General features: G+C 67.4%; 13 protein-coding genes. 5 read left to right on the top strand and 8 right to left on the bottom strand.

The window, feature by feature from the left end; all coding sequences use genetic code 11:
- Positions 1 to 57: 57 nt before the first annotated feature.
- On the bottom strand, positions 58 to 1,866 hold the full coding sequence (lepA, locus tag A4249_RS10390) for a translation elongation factor 4 (protein ID WP_066552449.1): 1,809 nt from the start codon (positions 1,864 to 1,866) through the stop codon (positions 58 to 60).
- 168 nt (positions 1,867 to 2,034) lie between these two features.
- Here lepA and A4249_RS10395 point away from each other — a divergent pair, with 168 nt between their 5' ends.
- Positions 2,035 to 3,186, top strand: a complete 1,152-nt coding sequence (locus A4249_RS10395) for an efflux RND transporter periplasmic adaptor subunit (RefSeq protein WP_066552451.1) — start codon at positions 2,035 to 2,037, stop codon at positions 3,184 to 3,186.
- A 10-nt stretch (positions 3,187 to 3,196) separates the two neighbouring features.
- Complete coding sequence (locus tag A4249_RS10400; RefSeq protein ID WP_066552455.1) at positions 3,197 to 6,400, top strand: efflux RND transporter permease subunit; 3,204 nt, start codon at positions 3,197 to 3,199, stop codon at positions 6,398 to 6,400.
- 80 nt (positions 6,401 to 6,480) lie between these two features.
- Here the strand turns inward: A4249_RS10400 and A4249_RS10405 are convergent, their stop codons facing one another.
- The 6 genes from A4249_RS10405 to A4249_RS10430 all read right to left on the bottom strand — a co-directional run bounded on the left by A4249_RS10405 (position 6,481) and on the right by A4249_RS10430 (position 14,080).
- Positions 6,481 to 7,464, bottom strand: a complete 984-nt coding sequence (locus A4249_RS10405) for a sensor histidine kinase (protein ID WP_066552458.1) — start codon at positions 7,462 to 7,464, stop codon at positions 6,481 to 6,483.
- Positions 7,465 to 7,691: 227 nt separating this feature from the next.
- Positions 7,692 to 10,331: a TonB-dependent receptor gene (locus A4249_RS10410; protein WP_066552462.1), complete on the bottom strand. Its 2,640-nt coding sequence runs from the start codon at positions 10,329 to 10,331 to the stop codon at positions 7,692 to 7,694.
- A 203-nt stretch (positions 10,332 to 10,534) separates the two neighbouring features.
- On the bottom strand, positions 10,535 to 11,779 hold the full coding sequence (nhaA, locus tag A4249_RS10415) for a Na+/H+ antiporter NhaA (protein WP_066555062.1): 1,245 nt from the start codon (positions 11,777 to 11,779) through the stop codon (positions 10,535 to 10,537).
- 164 nt (positions 11,780 to 11,943) lie between these two features.
- Positions 11,944 to 12,267, bottom strand: a complete 324-nt coding sequence (locus A4249_RS10420) for a YnfA family protein (RefSeq protein WP_066552464.1) — start codon at positions 12,265 to 12,267, stop codon at positions 11,944 to 11,946.
- Positions 12,264 to 13,055, bottom strand: a complete 792-nt coding sequence (locus A4249_RS10425) for an RNA methyltransferase (RefSeq protein WP_066552466.1) — start codon at positions 13,053 to 13,055, stop codon at positions 12,264 to 12,266. The genes A4249_RS10420 and A4249_RS10425 overlap by 4 nt, the downstream gene beginning before the upstream one ends.
- A 5-nt stretch (positions 13,056 to 13,060) precedes the next feature.
- Complete coding sequence (locus tag A4249_RS10430; protein WP_066555065.1) at positions 13,061 to 14,080, bottom strand: S1/P1 Nuclease; 1,020 nt, start codon at positions 14,078 to 14,080, stop codon at positions 13,061 to 13,063.
- A gap of 214 nt (positions 14,081 to 14,294) precedes the next feature.
- Here A4249_RS10430 and A4249_RS10435 point away from each other — a divergent pair, with 214 nt between their 5' ends.
- Positions 14,295 to 14,915 (top strand): DUF4168 domain-containing protein, encoded by a 621-nt coding sequence (locus tag A4249_RS10435; protein WP_066552468.1) that lies wholly within the window; start codon positions 14,295 to 14,297, stop codon positions 14,913 to 14,915.
- A gap of 3 nt (positions 14,916 to 14,918) precedes the next feature.
- Here the strand turns inward: A4249_RS10435 and A4249_RS10440 are convergent, their stop codons facing one another.
- Positions 14,919 to 16,781, bottom strand: coding sequence for a monovalent cation:proton antiporter-2 (CPA2) family protein (locus tag A4249_RS10440; protein ID WP_066552470.1), 1,863 nt, complete (start codon positions 16,779 to 16,781; stop codon positions 14,919 to 14,921).
- A gap of 165 nt (positions 16,782 to 16,946) precedes the next feature.
- On the opposite strand from A4249_RS10440, the gene A4249_RS10445 reads away from it, so the two are divergent.
- Together A4249_RS10445 and A4249_RS10450 are read left to right on the top strand one after the other, a co-directional pair.
- Positions 16,947 to 18,788, top strand: coding sequence for a YfbK domain-containing protein (locus tag A4249_RS10445; protein WP_066552472.1), 1,842 nt, complete (start codon positions 16,947 to 16,949; stop codon positions 18,786 to 18,788).
- 61 nt (positions 18,789 to 18,849) lie between these two features.
- Positions 18,850 to 19,257: a CBS domain-containing protein gene (locus tag A4249_RS10450; protein WP_055752885.1), complete on the top strand. Its 408-nt coding sequence runs from the start codon at positions 18,850 to 18,852 to the stop codon at positions 19,255 to 19,257.
- Positions 19,258 to 19,292 lie beyond the last annotated feature (35 nt).

Raw genomic sequence — 19,292 nt, forward strand, 5'->3', positions numbered from 1 at the left:
CCAGCAGAACAAAAAGGCAACTCTGTTATCCTTTTGCCAGCGCTCCTCGGTCAGCTCTCAATCCTCGTCCATCTTCAGGGCGGCGATGAAGGCTTCCTGCGGGATCTCGACCTTGCCGAACTGGCGCATGCGCTTCTTGCCGGCCTTCTGCTTCTCCAGCAGCTTCTTCTTGCGGGTGGCGTCGCCGCCGTAGCATTTCGAGGTCACATCCTTGCGCAGGGCGCGGACGGTTTCGCGGGCGATGATCTTGCCGCCGATGGCCGCCTGGATCGGGATCTGGAACAGGTGGGGCGGGATCAGTTCCTTCATCTTCTCGACCATGCCCCGGCCGCGCGTCTCGGCGCGGGCGCGGTGGACCAGCATGGACAGGGCGTCGACCGGCTCGGCGTTGACCAGGATGGACATCTTCACCAGGTCGCCGACCTTGTATTCGGTGATCTCGTAGTCGAACGAGGCGTAACCCTTCGAGATCGACTTCAGCCGGTCGTAGAAGTCGAACACCACCTCGTTCAGCGGCAGCTCATAGACCACCATGGCGCGGTTGCCGACGTAGGACAGTTCGATCTGCTGGCCGCGACGGTCCTGGCACAGCTTGATGACGCCGCCCAGGTATTCGTCGGGGGTCAGGATGGTGGCCTTGATCCAGGGCTCGGCGATCGTCTCGATCTGCATCACGTCGGGCAAGTCGGCCGGGTTGTGCAGGTCCATTTCGGAGCCGTCGCGCAGGCCGATCTTGTAGACGACGGACGGCGCCGTGGCGATCAGGTCGAGGTTGAACTCGCGGCTCAGGCGCTCCTGAATGATCTCAAGGTGCAGCAAACCCAGGAAGCCGCAGCGGAAGCCGAAGCCCAGCGCCGCCGAGCTTTCCATCTCATAGGTGAAGGAGGCGTCGTTCAGGCGCAGCTTGCCGATCGCGGCGCGCAGGTCCTCGAAGTCGGCGGCGTCCACCGGGAACAGGCCGCAGAAGACCACCGACTGGACCTCCTTGAACCCCTTCAGCGGTTCGGCGGTCGGCTTCTTCTCGTCGGTGATGGTGTCGCCGACGGCGGCATGGGCGACTTCCTTGATCTGGGCGGTGATGAAGCCGACCTCGCCGGGGCCGAGCTGATCGACCGGGGTGTTCTTGGGCAGGAAGACGCCGACGCGGTCGATCAGGTGGGTCGAGCCATTGCGCATCATCTTGACCCGCATGCCGGTCTTCAGCACGCCGTCGAACACGCGCACCAGCACGACGACGCCGAGGTAAGGGTCGTACCAGGCGTCGACCAGCATGGCCTTCAGCGGGGCGTTCACATCCCCCTTGGGCGCCGGAAGCTTGGTGACGATGGCCTCCAGCACCTCCTCGATGCCGATGCCGGACTTGGCGCTGGCCAGGACGGCTTCGGAGGCGTCGATGCCGATCACGTCCTCGATCTGGGCGCGCACGCGGTCCGGCTCGGCCGCCGGCAGATCGACCTTGTTCAGGACCGGGACGATCTCGTGGTTGTTGTCGATGGCCTGATAGACATTGGCCAGGGTCTGGGCCTCGACCCCTTGCGAGGCGTCCACGACCAGCAGCGAGCCTTCGCAGGCGGCCAGCGAGCGGCTGACCTCATAGGCGAAGTCCACGTGGCCCGGCGTGTCCATCAGGTTCAGGATGTACTCCTCGCCGTCCCTGGCCTTGTAGGTCAGGCGCACGGTCTGGGCCTTGATGGTGATGCCCCGTTCCTTCTCGATCTCCATATTGTCGAGCACCTGCTCGGACATCTCGCGCGCGGTCAGGCCGCCGGTGTGCTGGATCAGGCGGTCGGACAGGGTCGACTTGCCGTGGTCGATGTGGGCGACCACGCTGAAGTTGCGAATGTTCGAGATCGGGGGAGTCGTCATCCGCGCGCCCCTATCACGCGCGGGCGCCGGGGACCAGACGCGGCGCGATCCGGCCCCGATCAACGGGCGTATTACAGCTTTGCAATGATGGCGTTTGTCTTTGAGCGCGGCTCTGTGACGCGATAAGGAGACAGCCATCGCCTGATCGCTCTCCAAGGACGTTTTTCCGTGCTCCAGACGACCCGACCCACTCTCTTGGCCGGCGCGGCCGTTCTCGCCGTCCTGCTGCTGGCCGGCTGCGGCGGCGGAGACGACAAGAAGGCCCACGGCAAGGAAGCGGCCGGCGCGCGCCAGACCGTGACCGCCGCGACCGTGACCCAGATCAATCTGGCCCGCACGGTCAGCGCCTCGGGCTCCGTCTCCGCCTGGGAAGAGGTGCCGGTGGCGGCCGAGACCGGCGGCCTGACCGCCGTCGCCGTCTATGTCGACGAAGGCTCCTACGTGCGTCAGGGCCAGCCGCTGGTGCAGATGAACGACGTCCTGCTGCGCGCCCAGCTGCGCCAGCAGCAGGCCCAGGTGCAGCTGGCCGAGGCCAATGTGGCGCGCGACAACGCCGCGCTTGATCGCGCGCAGCAGCTGAAGGAACGCGGCTTCCTCAGCCAGGCGTCGCTGGATACGGCCCTGGCCAACCAGCGCAGCTCGAACGCCAATCTGGCCGCCGCCCGCGCGGCCCTCAGCCAGACCCAGACCCAGTTGTCGCAGGCGACCATCCGCGCGCCCGTCGGCGGGATGATCATCAGCCGCAGCGTCACCAAGGGCCAGATCATCGCCGCCGGGACCGAGCTGTTCCGCATGGTTCGCGACGGCCGGCTGGAACTGGACGCCCAGGTGCCGGAAACCGAACTGTCGCTGGTCCGCGCCGGTCAGTCCGCGATCGTGACCTCCAGCGAGGCCGGCCAGACCACCGGCTCGGTCCGCATCGTCACGCCCGAGGTCAATGCGCAGACCCGCCTGGGCCTGGCCCGCATCTCCCTGGCGCCCGGCGCCCAGCTGCGCCCCGGCATGTTCGCCCGCGCCGAGATCGCCGTCGGCGATCAGCCGGCCTTGGTCGTGCCGTCCTCGGCCGTCGTCTATCGCGAGGCCAAGGCCGGCGTCTATGTCGTGGGTCAGGGCGATGTCGTCCGCTTCGTCCCGGTCACGACCGGCGTTCGCAGCGGCGACCGCGTCGCGGTCACGGGCGTCCAGGCCGGTCAGCGCGTCGTGGTTCAGGGCGCAGGCTTCCTGGGCGAAGGCGACCATGTGACGGTGGCCCCGGCCACGGCGGCGCCCCAGCCGGCGGCGCCCGCCGCCCCTGCCCCCGCCGCTGCAGTAGCGCGCTAGGATCGGACCGATGGGCTTTCAGAACATCTCGTCCTGGTCGATCAGGAACCCGATTCCCATCGTCCTGCTGTTCGTCGTCCTGACGATCGCGGGGACGATGAGCTATTTCACGCTCAGGACGAACAACTTCCCCGACGTGGATCTGCCGGTCGTCGCCGTCACGGTGGTCCAGGCCGGCGCCGCCCCGACCGAGATGGAGACGCAGGTCACCCGCCTGGTCGAGGATGCGGTGGCGGGCCTGGGCTCGGTCAAGCACATCACCTCGGTCGTCAACGAGGGGGTGTCGACCACCTCCATCGAATTCCAGCTGGGCGTGAACCTGGAGAAGGTCACCAACGACGTGCGCAACGCCGTCAGCGGCATCCGACAGAACCTGCCCGCCGACGTGCAGGAACCGATCGTCCAGCGCATCGAGTTCACCGCGATCCCCTTCGCCAACTATGTGGTGCGGGCGCCGGGCATGAGCCCCGAGGAGCTGAGCTGGTTCGTCGACAACACCGTGGCCAAACGCCTGCTGTCGGTGCGCGGCGTCAGCCAGATCAGCCGTGACGGCGGCGTCAGCCGTGAAATCCGCATCAAGCTGGACCCCGCGCGGCTCGCCGCCTCGGGCGTGACGGCGGCCCAGGTTTCAAACCAGCTGCGCGCCTCCAACATCAACCTGCCGGGCGGCCGCGGCGAGATCGCGGGCGAGGAACAGGCCATCCGCACCGTCGGTTCGGCCAAGTCGGTCGAACAACTGCGCGAGACCCTGATCCCCATCGGCAGCCGCAGCGTGCGCCTGGGCGACCTGGGCCAGATCACCGACGAATGGTCCGAGCCGCGCGGCCGCGCCCGCTTCAACGGTCAGGAAGTCGTCGGCTTCGGCGTCTCGCGCGCCATCGGCTCGTCCGAGGTGGACGTCTATGACCGCGTCAAGGCCGAGATCGAGAAGCTGGACCAGGAGCGCGGCGACGTCGCTATCGAGGAGGTGGCCAACACCACCGAGGACGTCGTCAACAACTTCCACGCCTCTGTCGAGACCCTGGTGCTGGGCGCCCTGCTGGCGATCGCGGTCGTCTTCATCTTCTTGCGGGACTGGCGCGCGACCCTGATCGCGGCGGTGGCCATGCCGCTGTCGCTGATCCCGACCTTCTGGGTGATGGACCTGACGAACCAGTCGCTGAACGTGGTGACGCTGCTGGCCCTGTCGCTGACCATCGGCATCCTTGTGGACGACGCCATCGTGGAGATCGAGAACATCGTCCGCCACATCCGCGACGGCAAGGCCCCCTACCCCGCCGCCATCGAGGCGGCCGACGAAATCGGCCTGGCGGTCATGGCGACGACGGCGACTCTGATTGCGGTGTTCGCCCCCACCGGCTTCATGCCCGGCGTCGTGGGTCAGTTCTTCAAGAGCTTCGCCATCGCCACCTGCGTCAGCGTTCTGTTCTCGCTGCTTGTGGCGCGAACCCTGACGCCCCTGATGGGCGCCTATCTGCTGAAGCGCGACCAGGGCAAGGAGCACAAGGAGCCCTTCTGGATGGGGCCCTATCTGAAGGCCCTGAACTGGGCGCTGGGCGACGACTGGCGCAAGCGCCGGGCCGACCACCATCCGCGCGCCAGCTGGTTCCGCCGTAAGGTCGCGGACCGGATGTTCGATCACCGGCTATGGGTGCTGGGGATGGGGATCCTGTTCTTCTTCCTGTCGATCTTCATGGCGACCAAGCTGCCGGGCGAGTTCATTCCGGTCGAAGACATCTCGCGCTCCACCGTGACGGTGCAGTTGCCGCCGGGCGCGACCCTGGCGGAGACGGATTCCGCCGTGCAGCGCATCAACCGCGAACTGATGAAACGGCCCGAGGTGGCGTCGGTCTATTCGTCCGTCGGTTCGGCGACGACCAGCTTCGGCCCCGGCGGCGGCGGTTCGGCCGGCGAGGTGCGCAGCGCGAACCTGACCGTCAATCTGGTCGGGCGCTGGGATCGCAAGCTGAACCAGCAGGAGTTCGAGCGCGACATGGGACCGGTGCTGCGCCAGATCCCCGGCGCGCGGATTCAGTTCGGCGCCTCGGGCGGCGGCGGCGGGTCCAGCCTTCTGACCATCGCCCTGGTCGGGGACGAAGCGAACGTGCTTGAACCCGCGGCCGCCAAGGTCGAGCGCGAGATGCGCAGCATTCCCGGCCTGTCCAATGTGGTGTCCTCGGCCTCGCTCGTGCGCCCGGAAATCCTGGTCACGCCGCGCGCCGACGTCGCCGCCCTGCAAGGGGTGTCGACCCAGGACATCAGCCAGGTGGCGCGCGTCGCCACCCTGGGCGACGCCGATCAGCTTTTGCCCAAGTTCAACCTGGGCGACCGTCAGGTGCCGATCCGGGTCATGCTGACGGAACAGGCGCGCTCGGATCTGGGCGTGCTGGAGAACCTTCAGGTGCCGACGGCGTCGGGCGCGACGGTGCCCCTGTCGGCGGTGGCGGACATCACCTTCGGCGCAGGCCCCAACCAGATCAATCGTCTGGACCGACTGCGCGTGGCCAACATCACCGCCGAACTGACCGGCCTGACCCTGAGCCAGGGCACGCAGGCGGTGAACGCCCTGCCCGCCATCAAGTCCCTGCCGCAGGGCGTCAGCCAGAAGCCGTCGGGCGACGCCGAAAGCTTCCAGGAACTGGGCATGGGCTTCGCCTTCGCCATCGTGACCGGCATTCTGCTGATGTATGTCGTGCTGGTCCTGCTGTTCAAAAGCTTCTTCCACCCGATCACCATCCTGGCGGCGCTTCCCGTGTCGTTCGGCGGCGCCTTCTTCCTGCTGCTGGTGACGGGCAAGTCGCTGTCCATGCCGGCCCTGATCGGCATCATCATGCTGACCGGGATCGCGGCGAAGAACTCCATCCTGCTGGTCGACTACGCCATCATGGCGATGGAGAAGGGGATGGGCCGACACGACGCCCTGATGGACGCCGCCCACAAGCGGGCGCGGCCGATCATCATGACGACGATGGCGATGGGGCTGGGGATGCTGCCGATCGCGGCGGCGTTCGGCGAAGGCACCGCCTTCCGCTCGCCCATGGCCATCGCGGTCATCGGGGGGCTGATTACCTCGACCGCCCTGTCGCTGCTGTTCGTGCCGGTGGTGTTCAGCCTGATCGACGGGGTCAAGCGCCGCCTGGAAGGCCGACTGAACAAGATGTTCCACGGCCAGCACGGGCACGAGGAGCCGGCGGCGGAGGATCGCCCGGCCTGATCCGCCCAAGACTGAAACGACCAAGGCCCGGCGGAGCGATCCGACCGGGCCTTTTTTTGGACGCTGTGTAGCCTAGCAGTCTATGGCGTTGCTGAGGCACTGGGCCAGCACAGCCGCGCCAATGCGCCGGGGCTTGCAGGCCGCAGCGACCACTGTCCGCCGAGTTGTCGCGCCAGGGCCGTCGTAATCCGAAGACCCAAGCTCGTCGGTTCGCCGCTCGCTGCTTCAGTAACCCCCACCCCATCGTCGGCGACCGTCAGCGTGCGAACCGCGCCATCGTCGCACAGATCGATCGTGATCCGGCCTGGCCGGTCGGGAAAGGCGTGCTCCAGCGCGTTGTTGACGCACTCCAGCATGATCAGGACCACGGGCGTGGCCTCCTCGGCCGACAGAACCACGTCGCCGCTGGAAATGGAGACAATCACGTCGTCACGCGCGGCCGCCGTCAGCGCATCGTCGACGATCGATCGCGCCAAATCCTGAAAAGCGGTGTTCTTCTGGTCTGCGTCGGCCAGACTGCGCTGGATGCGGGCCACCAGACCCGTGCGGGACGAGGCGTCGGCCAAAGCCTTTCTGGCGCCTGGGTCGGCGGCGGCGCGCGCCTCCAGGCTCAACAAGGCGCTGACCACCTGAATATTGTTCGACACCCGGTGCTGCACTTCTCTGAGCAGAATGTCGCGGCTTTCCGCGAGCGCGGCGTTGCGCTCGACTTCGCGCGCCAACTTTCCTGACGCCTTGTCCATGCCGACGATGAAGAAGATGTCGACGGCGACGACGAAGGCATAGAAGCCGATGGCGACGAAGGTCGCGACGCTGAGGTCGAACCCAGCCGGGCCGATCCAGAACCACCAGGCCGACAACCCCGACAGGGTCGCTGTCAGGACCGCCGGGCGCAGGCCCGCATAGAAGGCGACCAGCACGACGGCCGGAAAGAAGGTCAGATAGGGAAAGCCCGGTGGAAACCAGTGCGCCAAGCCATAGCGAATGGCGAAGGCGACCAGCCAGGCGGCTATGGCGAAGGCATAACCGCGCCAGACGGGCGTTCGAAACTTCTGATGACGCATTCGCTTCCTCAATGGACGCAGTGCGTCGACAAAGCCTTGTATCGGGCAGTGGAACGTCCGCGTCCAGCATGGCTTGACGAGGGAAACCGGCCGATCGGCGAAAAGTCGATAACGAGGGCCTGCTGTGACAACGCGAGGTCGCACCCGCCCACGGGCTTGATTGCACAGAAAAAGGGCCGGCCGGTTTCCCGGTCGGCCCTTGGTCGGTCAGCCTTGAGGGCTGGCGATCAGTATTTGACCTTCAGCGTCACGCCGTAAGTGCGCGGGGCGCCGAGGTAGGCGTTGTAGGTCGCCGTGTCGGTGGCCTGGTTGTAGAAGGTGCCGTTGGCTTGCGGCGTCGTGGTGTTGGTGAAGGCCGTGCCTTGCAGCGGCGCGGCGAAGCCGACCTGGGTGTATTCTTCTTCCAGCAGGTTCTGGCCCCAAACCTCCAGCGTCCAGCGTTCGTCGGCCGAACCGATCGAGACCCGGCCGTTGACGACGGTGAAGGCGTCCTGGTTCTTGTAGGGCAGCAGGTCCGAGCCGGTGTTGTATTCGGTCGAATATTTGGCCGACAGGTTGAAGCCGCCGCGCAGGCCGCCGCCCAGTTCGCGATCGAACGCCAAGGCGCCGGTCAGCGACCATTCCGGAGCGAACGAAGCACGCGCGCCCGGCAACAGCGACAACTGCGGGAAGCGGCCGGGGCTGGACAGGTCGCCGGCGCCGAACTGGCCGTATTTGGCGTCGGTGTAGGTCACGCCGCCCTGGAAGCTCAGGCCCTCGACCGGGGTGAACCAGACCATGTCGGCGTCGACGCCGCGCGAGGTCAGTTCCGGGATCGATTCCACCACGAAGGCGGTGCCCAGGAAGGTGTTCAGCTGGAAGTTCTCGAACTTCTGATCGAAGTAGGTGACGTTCAGCAGCATGGTGCGGTCGAACAGGGTCGTCTTGACGCCCGCTTCATAGCTGTCGACGGTCTCGGCCTTGAAGAACAGCGAGGCGTCCGGCGTCACGCCCGTCTGCACCCGGTCCATATTGTAGCCCGCGCCCTTGTAGCCGCGCGCATACGAGCCATAGACCATGATCGACGGGTTGAAGCGGTAGGACGCCTTAATCGTGCCCGAGATGTCGGTGTCGCTGAACTTCTCTTGGATCCGGCGACCATCATACAGCGGGTTGGACCAGGGCAGGCACAGCAGGCCGAGCGCAGCGGCCGGCGTGGCGACGTTGGCGGTGCCGGGGATCGGCGACACGGTGCGATTGGCCGGGTTCTGATTGGCCAGGGCGCCGCCGCAGGCCGCGCCGTTGGTACCCAGGTTGTCCTGAATCCCGAACAGACGCTTGCTGTCGTAGGTGTAGCGCAGACCCAGGTTGATATCGAAGGCCTCGGTCACCCGATAGGTGTTGTTAGTGAACACGGCGACCGATTCCGACTTCTGGGAATAGTGGTCTTCATAGGCCTTGCCGACGCCGAAGGTCGGGGCGGTGGCGCTGGGCGGCACCGCGCCGATCACGCACAGCGGCTGACCCGCAGCGGCGCCGGCGGTGCCGACCAGGAAGCCGTTCGGATTGGTGAAGCAGCCCAGACGCGAGGGGCTGGGGCCGCCCACGGCCGCCGGCAGCGAGGCCGTCAGCAGCAGGGAGGCGAAGGCGTTGTAGTCCGAGCCGTAGACATAGCTGTCGTCGCGATACACGCCTTCCTTGGTGGCGAACAGACCGACCAGCCAGTCCAGCTTGTCAGACGTGCCAGCCAGGCGGAACTCTTGCGTCAGGTTGTCGACGCCGTAGCCGTTCGAGCCGTCGTTGGCGCGGTACAGGATGTCGGCGCCGGTGTAGTCCAGGTCCATCCCCTGCTGGAACGACCAGTCGCGCCACGAGGTCTGCGACGTCAGGGTGGCGTTGATGCTGGGGAAGTCGATGGTCGCTTCCGCCGACAGACCCATGTCCTCGATCTCTTGCGGCGTCTCGCGGTTCGAATAGGCCAGGCGAGAGAAGGGCACCGTGCCGAACGTCGCGTTCGGCGGCGTCTGTCCGGGGCCGTTCGGCGCGGTCAGGGCGGCGATGAAGGCCTGGGTCGGGCCGACGCGCGTCTGCACGGCGACGCAGCAGTATTCCTCGCGCTTGGTGTAGTCGGCGATCAGGCGCAACGAGACGTCGTCGCTGGGCAGGATCAGCAGCTGACCACGCGTGGTCCAGTAGTCCTGGGTCTGGTCGTCCTTGCGGGTGTTGGGTCCGTCGCCGTTGTTGACGTCGTAGAAGCCGTCACGCTCGCGGTGAGCGACGAACAGGCGGCCGGCGATCTGGTCGGTCAGGCCGCCGGTGACGGAAACCGAACCGCCGATGGCGCCGAAGTTGCCGCCGGTCAGTTCGCCCGCGATCGAGGGATCGAACGAGGGGCGCTCGGTAATGATGTTGATGACGCCGGCCGAGGTGTTCTTGCCGAACAGGGTGCCTTGCGGGCCCTTCAGGACCTCGATGCGGCTCAGTTCGCCCAGGTCGCCGAAGCCGACCGAGTTGCGCGAGCGATAGACGCCGTCGATCACCACGCCGACCGAGCTTTCCAGGCCGGGGTTGTCGCCGACGGTGCCGGCGCCGCGGATGCGCACGGTGGTGGAGGCTTCCGATTGGGTCGAGGTGACGGTCATGCCCGGCGTCAGGATCTGCAGATCCTTGATGTCCTGCACGCCGGCGCCGTCCAGCAACTCCTGCGACAGGGTCGTGACCACGATCGGCACGTCCTGCAGGCTCTGCTCACGCTTCTGGGCGGTGACGATGATGTCGTCGACGGTCGCCGGGGCTTCCTGCGCGGCGGCGACGCCGGCGAATCCCATGACGGCGGCGCCCATGACGGCGGCGGACACAGTGGTCCTGAGTTGAAGATTGCGGCGCATCGGCGTCCTCCCGGCTGAAGCCGCGACGCCAGTGGCGATCGCAGCGTTTCCTGTTCCCTCGACGTCCCCTACGTGGGGGATCATTCGTTACGGACAGGCTAAGCGCGGTTCGGGCCGACCGACAAGCGAGCGTTGTTCGCCGCGACGATTTTTCGCCGCGGATTCGCCTTTGTGTGTCAGGGAAGCGACAGAAAACGCTGACGCTAGGTCAGTTTTTGCCCGTTTTTCGGCCCCAGAGGCTCGACCTCAGAGTGCAGGGCGGCGGGATCCACCTGGCGGGCCCGACCGGCGAAACCCAGCACCAGGGCCGCCGCGATCGCCGACAGGATCGAGCCGCCGATAACGCCCAGTTTGACCTCGATTTGTTCGGGCGAATCGACCGCGCCAGGGAAGGCCAGGACGCCGATGAACAGGCTCATGGTGAAGCCAACCCCGCACAGCAGGGAGACGCCATAGACTTGCAGCCAGCTGGCGCCCGTCGGCCGCGCGCCGATCCTCAGCGCCGAGGCCAGCCAGGCGGCGCCCAGGACGCCGATCTGCTTGCCGAAGAACAGGCCCAGGGCGATGGCGATGACCAGGGGCGCGAACGCCTGCTCCATCGACAGGCCGGCGAAGGAGACGCCCGCCTTTGCGAAGGCGAACAGCGGCAGGACCAAAAAGGCGTTCCACGGATGCAGATCGTGCATCGCCTCCTTCAGCGGGCTTTGACCGTCTTCGGCGCGCCCCTTGATCGGCACGATCATGGCGAAGGCCACGGCGGTCAGGGAGGTGCTGAGGCCCGACAGCACGGTCAGATACCAGACCATGGCGAACCCCAGCACCCAGAAGGGCGCAGGGATGCGGATGCGGTGCGCCACGACCGCGCCGACCGCTAGGGCGCCCAGCGCCCAGAACAGCGGCGTCCAGTTCGCACCCTCGCTGAACAGCACGGCGATCAGGGCGATGGCCCCGAGGTCGTCGACGATGGCCAGGGTCAGCAGGAAGACCCGCAACGACGAGGGCAAGCCCTTGCCGACAAAGCCGAAGATGGCCAGCGCAAAGGCGATGTCGGTCGCCAGCGGAATGGGCCAGCCCGCATGCGGCGCGCCGATGGCGCCGGACAGCAGCAGATACACCGCCGCCGGCCCCGCCATGCCGCCCAGCGCCGCCAGCACCGGCGTCGCCAGCTTCTTCGGGTCGCTGAGTTCGCCGCGCACGATCTCGTATTTGATCTCCAGCCCCACGACGAGGAAGAAGATCGCCATCAAACCTTCCTTGATCCAGTCGGAGATCGTCTCCTCCAGCCGGATCGGGCCGATCTGCAAGACGTGGTAGCTCTTCAGCCAGGCGAAATAGTCGGCCGACCAAGGCGAGTTGGCGATCGCCACGGCGGCGATGGCGGCCAGCGCCAGGGCCGAGCCGGATGCGGCCTCGGTCTTGAGGAAATCAAGTGTCAGTTTGCGCGCCACGGCGGCCTCCAAGCGAACGGAAGTTTCGTCGTGACGCCAGGTTATCGACGGGCGTCGGACCGGATTCGCAAACCAAACTCGGCGCGCCGGCCTGGCCGCACGGGGCGACCTGATGGCTGGGGCCAGAATAGAGGATCAGGGCGGCCAAGCCAAGCCAAAGCAGGTTAGCCGCGCGGGCCGAACAGGATGAGCCCGGCGCCGACCAGACAGATCAGGCCGCCCAGAATGTCCCAGCGATCCGGCGGGGTCTTCTCGACCAGCGCCATCCAGATCAGGGAGGCGCAGATATAGACGCCGCCGTAGGCCGCGAAGGCGCGGCCCGCCGCGTCGCTGGGAACCAGGGTCAGGAGCCAGGCGAAGGCGATCAGGCAGGCGACACCGGGCGCCAGCCACAGGGGTGAACGATCCAGCTTCAGCCAGGCCCAGAAGGCGAAACAGCCGCCGATCTCCGCCAGGGCCGCCAGCGGATAGATCAGCAGGGTTTTCACTCCGGCTTAGCAGCGTCGGCCTTGGCCGCCCGCTCTGCCGCCAGCTTGGCAAGGACCCGACCGCGGCCGCGCGACAGGGCGTGGATGGCGCCGCGCATGGTGGCGACCTCTTGCTCCGAGAAGGCGGCGCGGCCCAGCATGACGCGCAGGTTCTGGCTCATCGAGCGCTTCTTCTCGGGCGGATAGAAGAAGCCGCCGTTTTCCAGCTCTTCCTCCAGATGCTCGTACATGCCGACGAGCAGGTCGTTCGACGCCGGCGGTTCGCTGTCGCGGAAGCGCGGCGGCGGGGCGTCCAGGATCAGGGTGCGCCACTCATAGGCGTTGATCGCCACGGCCTGGGCCAGGTTCAGCGAGTGGTGTTTCGGGTCGATCGGAATGGTGACGATGCCGGCGCACAGGGCGATGTCGGTCGTCTCCAGCCCGGCGCGTTCACCGCCGAACAAGAGGCCCGTCTTCAGGCCCGAGGCCGTGTCGTCATAGAGGACGCGGCTGGCCTCGCGCGGCGTGCGCACGGGCTGGCGCGTCTCGCGCGGGCGGGCTGTCGTGGCGAAGACGGTGTTCAGGTCGGCGATGGCCTCGGCGACACTGTCGAACACCCGCACCCCGTCCAGCACCCAGTCGGCGCCCGAGGCCGTGGCCCAGGCCCGCTCCTGGGGCCAGCCGTCGCGCGGGCTGACCAAGCGTAGATCCGACAGGCCGAAGTTGGCCATCACCCGCGCCACGGCGCCGATGTTTTCGGCCATCTGCGACTTGTCGAGGATGACGGCGGGGGGTGTCAGCTCGGACAACGCAATCAGTCCTCGCCCACCATGGCGATCCAGGGGTCGGCTGTTCCGGCCTCGACCTCGGCGACCTTGACGGCGGGCCAGCCGATGGAGGCGCTGCCGGATGCGGTCCAGGCGGAGACGATGAAGTCGCGCAATTCGCCGGCGCCCGCGCCCAGACGTTCGTTGACGAAGGCCGCGCCGCGCGGGTCGGCGTCACGGAAGCCGCCGGCCTTTTCCAGGCGATAGAAGGGGATCACCGTGGCCAGGGTAGTGGTCAGATAGGAGACGGTGCGCGCCTTGACGTCGAACCCGTCCAGTTTGGCGGCCGGCATGGCGGCCTCGACGGCGTCCAGTCGGGCGACGCGGTTGGTGAACTCGCCCTCGAACACGGCGTGGGTCTGGCGCGAGTTGGTGAAGCCTTCCGGGTTCGGGAAGTCGCCCCAGCCGTTGTAGTGAATGCTGGTGTGATGCGGTTGCGAGCCGTCGCCGACGTAGTGGCCCATGACGCCGATGTCGCGCAGGATCAGGGCCTCGCGGCGGATGCGGTCGGCGCGATACCAGGCCTGACGCTCCATATTGGTCTCGCGCTTCTCGGCGGCGTTCAGCACGCGCCAATAGGCGAAGTCGCGGCCCAGCTGCTGCCAGGCGTCCATCATGGCGTAGGGCAGATAGCCGGCGTCGTTGACGTCCAAACCGGCCTTGGTCAGGGCGGCGTCATATTCGGACTTCAGGCGCGGCAGGTCGTTGAGGCTCATCCCGCGCTGGTCGTAGACGCGACCTTGGTCGTCCAGATCGACGAAGTGGGCGGTGTCGCGCTCGCGGTCGTGCGGCTGGCCGGCGCCCTTCCAGCGGTCGGGCTCGCGCGCCAGTTCGCCCACGTCGGCAATGGCGGCGGGGGTGCGCAGGAAAGCGGGCAGTTCGTCCGGCAGGGCCCGCATCGCGGCCACGCCGATCAGGCGGTGGCCGGTGTTGCCCCAGGCGGTGACGGTGACAGCCGGCGCGGCGACCGCGACGAGGGCCAGGGCGGCGATGGCGAGACGTTTCATGGACAAACCTCAACAAGGATCACGCCCGTCTAACGCATCCTTGATCGCGCCTCCAGCGTCCAAGGGGTGGTGCGAGGCGCATCGGCGCCTAGGTTATGAATGCTCCCCCTTCGTCTGTTTCAGGCTCCACGCCCTTGGGGAGCGATGACGTGATTGCGTCGTCGCCGTCGTCGGACGGCCCTTCAAGTGGACGCCAGACCGAAAGGACATTCCCATGCGCACGCCCCGCATCGCCCTTCTTGCTTCCGTCGCCCTTCTTGCGACCGCCGCGACCGCTCACGCCCAAGACGCATCGACGACGGCGGAGACGCCGACCGCCGCGCCGATGGCCGGGTCGACCACCTTCACCGATGACGAGCTGAAGAAGTTCGACGACGCCATGGCCAAGGTGAGAGCCGTCAGCGACACGCTGAACGGCGCCCAGCCGACGCCGGAACAGCAGGCGCAGATGGCCGCCGCAGTGCAGGATTCGGGGCTGGAGGTGACGCGCTTCAACACCCTGTCCAACGCCGTCGCCGCCGATCCGGCCCTGGCCGCGCGCATTCGAGTGGTCAACGCCACGCCGCCCGCGCCCGGCACGCCGGCCGCCGCCGTGACCGATGACGAACTGAACCGCTTCATCACCGCCATGACGCAGATTCGCGCCGTCACGGCCGAGGTGCAGAACAACCAGGCGACGCCCGAGCAGAGCGCCAGACTGACGGCGGCGGTCGAGGCGTCCGGCCTGACGACCGAGCGCTTCAACGCCATCTCGCAACTGGTGTCCGCGACGCCCTATCTTCAGGCCAAGGCGCAACTGGCCGGCGCGCGTCTGGAAAAGGGCGCCAGCCAGTAGGGATCAGGTGTCGGCGGGCTCGCGCCGGGTGTCCGGCGCGGCCGGGCCCGCCTCGTCCTCGTTCAGCAGACGGCCTTCGCGACGGGGCTTGATGTAGGGAGCGGGCTGGGGCGTCGGCATGTTGCCGCGCATCAGCTGGCGGCCGGCCTTGAGCCCGCCGGTCAGCTGCAGGTCCAGCCGGGCCTCGTCGCGACGGCGCACGTCGCCGATGGTCTCGGCCGCCTCATGCTCGTCCAGCCCCAGTTCGACCAGGGCGCGCTCGCCGAACTTGAGCGCCGACTCGAAGGTCTCGCGGATCTGGTAGTCCACCCCGGCCTGGATCAGGCGCATCGAATGCCCTCGGTCGAAGGCGCGGGCCATGATCCGGGTGGTCGGGAACTCGGACTTGACCAGTTCGACGATGCGGTCGGCAGCCTCGGGCTTGTCGACGCAGACCAGGACCATCTCGGCCTCCTCCGCGCCCGAAGCGCGCAGGGTGTGCAGCTGGGTGCCGTCGCCGTAGTAGACCTTGAACCCGAACTGGGAGGCGGCCTGGATCATCTCCACGTCGTTCTCGATGATCGACACGTCGACGTCGCGGGCCAGCAGGGGTTGGGACACGACTTGGGCGAAACGGCCGAAGCCGATGATCAGCACCTGGCCGCGCAGGTCCTTGGCGAAATCCACGCCCTCGGCGCTTTCGGCGTCCTGGACCGGCTTGGGCGACAGCCGTGCAATCAGCAGCGAGGTCAGGGGCGTCAGGGCCATCGACAGGATGACCACCGCCGACATCATCGCCCCGATGCGGGCGTCGAACAGGCCGGCGGCGACGGCGGCGCCATACAGGACGAAGGCGAACTCGCCGCCTTGTGCGAACAGGCCTGCACGCTCGATCGCCTCATGGTGCGAGGCCTTGAACAGGCGCGCGACGGCATAGATGCCCACGCCCTTGACCAGCATGAAGGCCACGACCCCGCCCAGCACCAGACGCCAGTCGGCGACGACGACCGAGACGTCCAGCGACATGCCGACGCTGAGGAAGAACAGGCCCAGCAAGATGGCGCGGAACGGCTCGACGTCGGCCTCCAGCTGGTGACGGAAGGTCGATTCCGACAGCAGGACCCCGGCCAGGAAGGCGCCCATGGCCATGGACAGGCCGCCCAGCGACATGGCCCAGGCGGCGCCGACCACGACCAGCAGGGCCGCCGCAGTCATCACCTCGCGTCCACCGTACTGAGCCAGCAGGCGGAAGACCGGATTGACCAGATATTTGCCGGCCAGCAGCACACCGCCGACCGCCGCGACCGCGAAGCCGACGGTCTGCCACAGGGGCGGCGCCTGTTCGTTGGCCACGCCCAGCACTGAGGCCAGGACGGCGACGATCGCCAGCAGCGGCACGATGGCCAGATCCTCGAGCAGCAGGATGGAGACCGCGCGCTGGCCCGGCCCGCCCGCGATCTCGCCGCGCTCTTCCAGCATCTGCATGATGACGGCGGTGGACGACAGGACAAAGCCCATGGCGCCGACGAAGGCGACGGGTGCGGAGAAGCCGGCCAGCATGGCGGTCAGGGTCAGGATCAGGCCGCAGAACAGCACCTGGGCCGCGCCGAGGCCGAAGATTTCCTTGCGCAGTCCCCAAAGCCGTTTGGGCCGCATCTCCAGCCCGATGATGAACAGGAAGATGACCACGCCGAACTCGGCGACGTGCAGGATGGTCTCGGGCTCGCGGAACAGCTTCAGGCCGAAGGGACCGATGGCGAGGCCCGCCGCCAGATAGCCCAGAACCGATCCCAGGCCGATGCGCTTGAACACCGGCACGGCGAGCACGCCCGCGGCCAGCAGAGCGGCCGCCGCGCCCAGATCCAGTCCCGTCGTCGCCTCAGCCATCGCATTCCCCCAAGCTTGGCCTCTATTGTGGAGGGCCTTAGCGGCGATTGCGAGAGGACACGAAAGACACGCTGAAAGATCATCGTGCGTAGAGGGGGATTTGGCGCCACAGTTTCGCCCCATGACGATCCGCGACTGGCGGCAACGAAACAACCGGAGGAAGCCATGCCACGCGTAATCAGGATCGCGGCCCTGTCCGTTCTGAGCCTCTCGTTCGCCTCGCCGCCGGTCGCCGTGCCGGCCGTCGCCCTGGCCAAGCCGCTGGATGGCGAACCGACGCCGGCAGCGTGCCGGCCTCTTGGTTTTGAGCTGGGATCGCCTGAGCACGTCGCCGCACCGCCGGCGCCGCGCACCGGTCCGCCGACCCCGCCGGTGAGGATTACGCCGACACGCAAGGAAGATCGCGTCCCCTACGGCGCGCCACCGCCTCCGCCTCCTCCGCCTCCTCCGCCGCCACCGCCCGCCCCCGCGCCGTCATCGATGGCGCCGCAAGATATTGTCGTCACGGGCTCCCGGATCACGCAATCACCGGGCGCCCCGACGTCGCCCGGCATGATGACGCCGCCCCCTGCCGATACCGAACGCTATCCGGATGCGACGCCCAATCCGGTGAAGCGGACCAGCGATCAGCCGGTCTCGACCTTCTCCATCGACGTGGACACGGCGTCCTATTCGAACGTGAAGCGCTTCATTGACGAGGGTCGTGCGCCGCCCAAAGATGCGGTGCGGGTGGAGGAGCTGATCAACGCCTTCGACTATGATTATGCCCGGCCGACCAGCCAGACCCGGCCCTTCGCCATCACCACGGCGGTCGCGGCCTCGCCCTGGGCTGACGGGCGTCAGATCGTGCACATCGGCCTGCAAGGTTATGAACTGCCGGCGGGCGAGCAGCGGCCGTTGAACCTGACCTTTTTGGTCGATGTCTCCGGCTCGATGCGGAGCCCCGACAAGCTGGACCTGGCCAAGAAGGCGATGAATTTGGCCATCGACCGGCTGAGGCCGCAGGACACGCTGGCCGTCACCTATTACGCGGAAGGCGCCGGCACGACCTTGCAGCCCACGAAGGGCGACGAAAAGCTGAAGATGCGCTGCGCGGTCGCCAGCCTACGGGCGTCCGGCGGCACGGCCGGGGCGACCGGCATGACCAATGCCTATGACCAGGCCCAGGCGAACTTCGCCCGCGACAAGGTCAACCGCATCCTGATGTTCACCGACGGCGACTTCAACGTCGGGGTGACCGACAACAAGCGGCTGGAGGACTATGTCGCCGAAAAGCGCGGGACGGGCATCTATCTGTCGGTCTATGGCTTCGGGCGCGGCAACTATCAGGACGCGCGGATGCAGACCATCGCCCAGGCGGGCAATGGGGTCGCGGCCTATGTCGGGGACCTGAGGGATGCGCGCCGGCTGTTCGGACCGGCCTTCGACAAGGGCGCCTTCCCCATCGCCGACGACGTCAAGATCCAGGTCGAGTTCAATCCCGCGCGCGTCGCCGAATGGCGGCTGATCGGATATGAAACCCGGCTGTTGAACGAGGAAGACTTCAACAACGATCAGGTCGATGCGGGCGAGGTCGGATCCGGCGCCAGCGTCACGGCCCTGTACGAGATCACCCCCGTCGGCGGCCCGACCCAGGTTCCCGAAAGGCGCTATCCCGATAACCGTATCGGGGTCGGCGGCGGCGATCCGAACGGTGAGATCGGCTTTATCCAGGTGCGCTACAAACAGCCGGGCCAGAGCCGCTCGGACCTGATCCAGCAGCCGCTGACCAACCGCGCGGGCGGGCCGGTCAGCGCCCAGCCGCCCGAGGCCACGCGCTGGGCCATCGCCGTCGCCGGATTCGGGCAAAAGCTGCGGGGCGATCCGTGGATGACAGCCGACTATGGCTGGGACCGGATCATCGATCAGGCGCAAGGGGCCAGGGGCGAAGACCCCTATGGCGACCGGGCCGAGTTCGTTCAGCTGGTGCGGGCGGCCCAAGGCCTTCCCCCGATGCGGACGCCCTGACCGGAACCGCCACGCTCGCGGCGGGTTTTTGAGCGCAACGCTTCAACCAAGGAAACCCGCCATGAAGATTCGCGACGTGATGACCAAGGACGTGCATCTGGCCCGCCCCGCCGACACCATCCAGGACGTGGCCAGCCGCATGGCCAAGGGCGGCTTCGGCTTCGTGCCCGTGGCGGACGGCGATCAGCTGATCGGCACCATCACCGACCGCGACATCGTGGTGCGCGCCCTGGCCACGGGCGCCGCCTCGAGCGCCTCGGTTGTGGAGTTCATCACCCGCGATCCGCAGACGGTGCTGGACACCGACGACCTGAAGGTCGTGTTGGACCTGATGGGCGCCAAGCAGATCCGTCGCGCCCCGGTCGTGGACAAACATGGCCGGGTGGTCGGCGTCGTGTCGCTGGGCGACCTGTCGACGCGGGTGAAGGAGAAATACGCCGGCGAGACGCTGGAAAGCATCTCGCGTTAAGACCTGCGTAACCGCGCCCCGACACCGGGCGTCAA

The organism is Brevundimonas sp. GW460-12-10-14-LB2 (assembly GCF_001636925.1).
GTDB lineage: Bacteria > Pseudomonadota > Alphaproteobacteria > Caulobacterales > Caulobacteraceae > Brevundimonas > Brevundimonas vesicularis.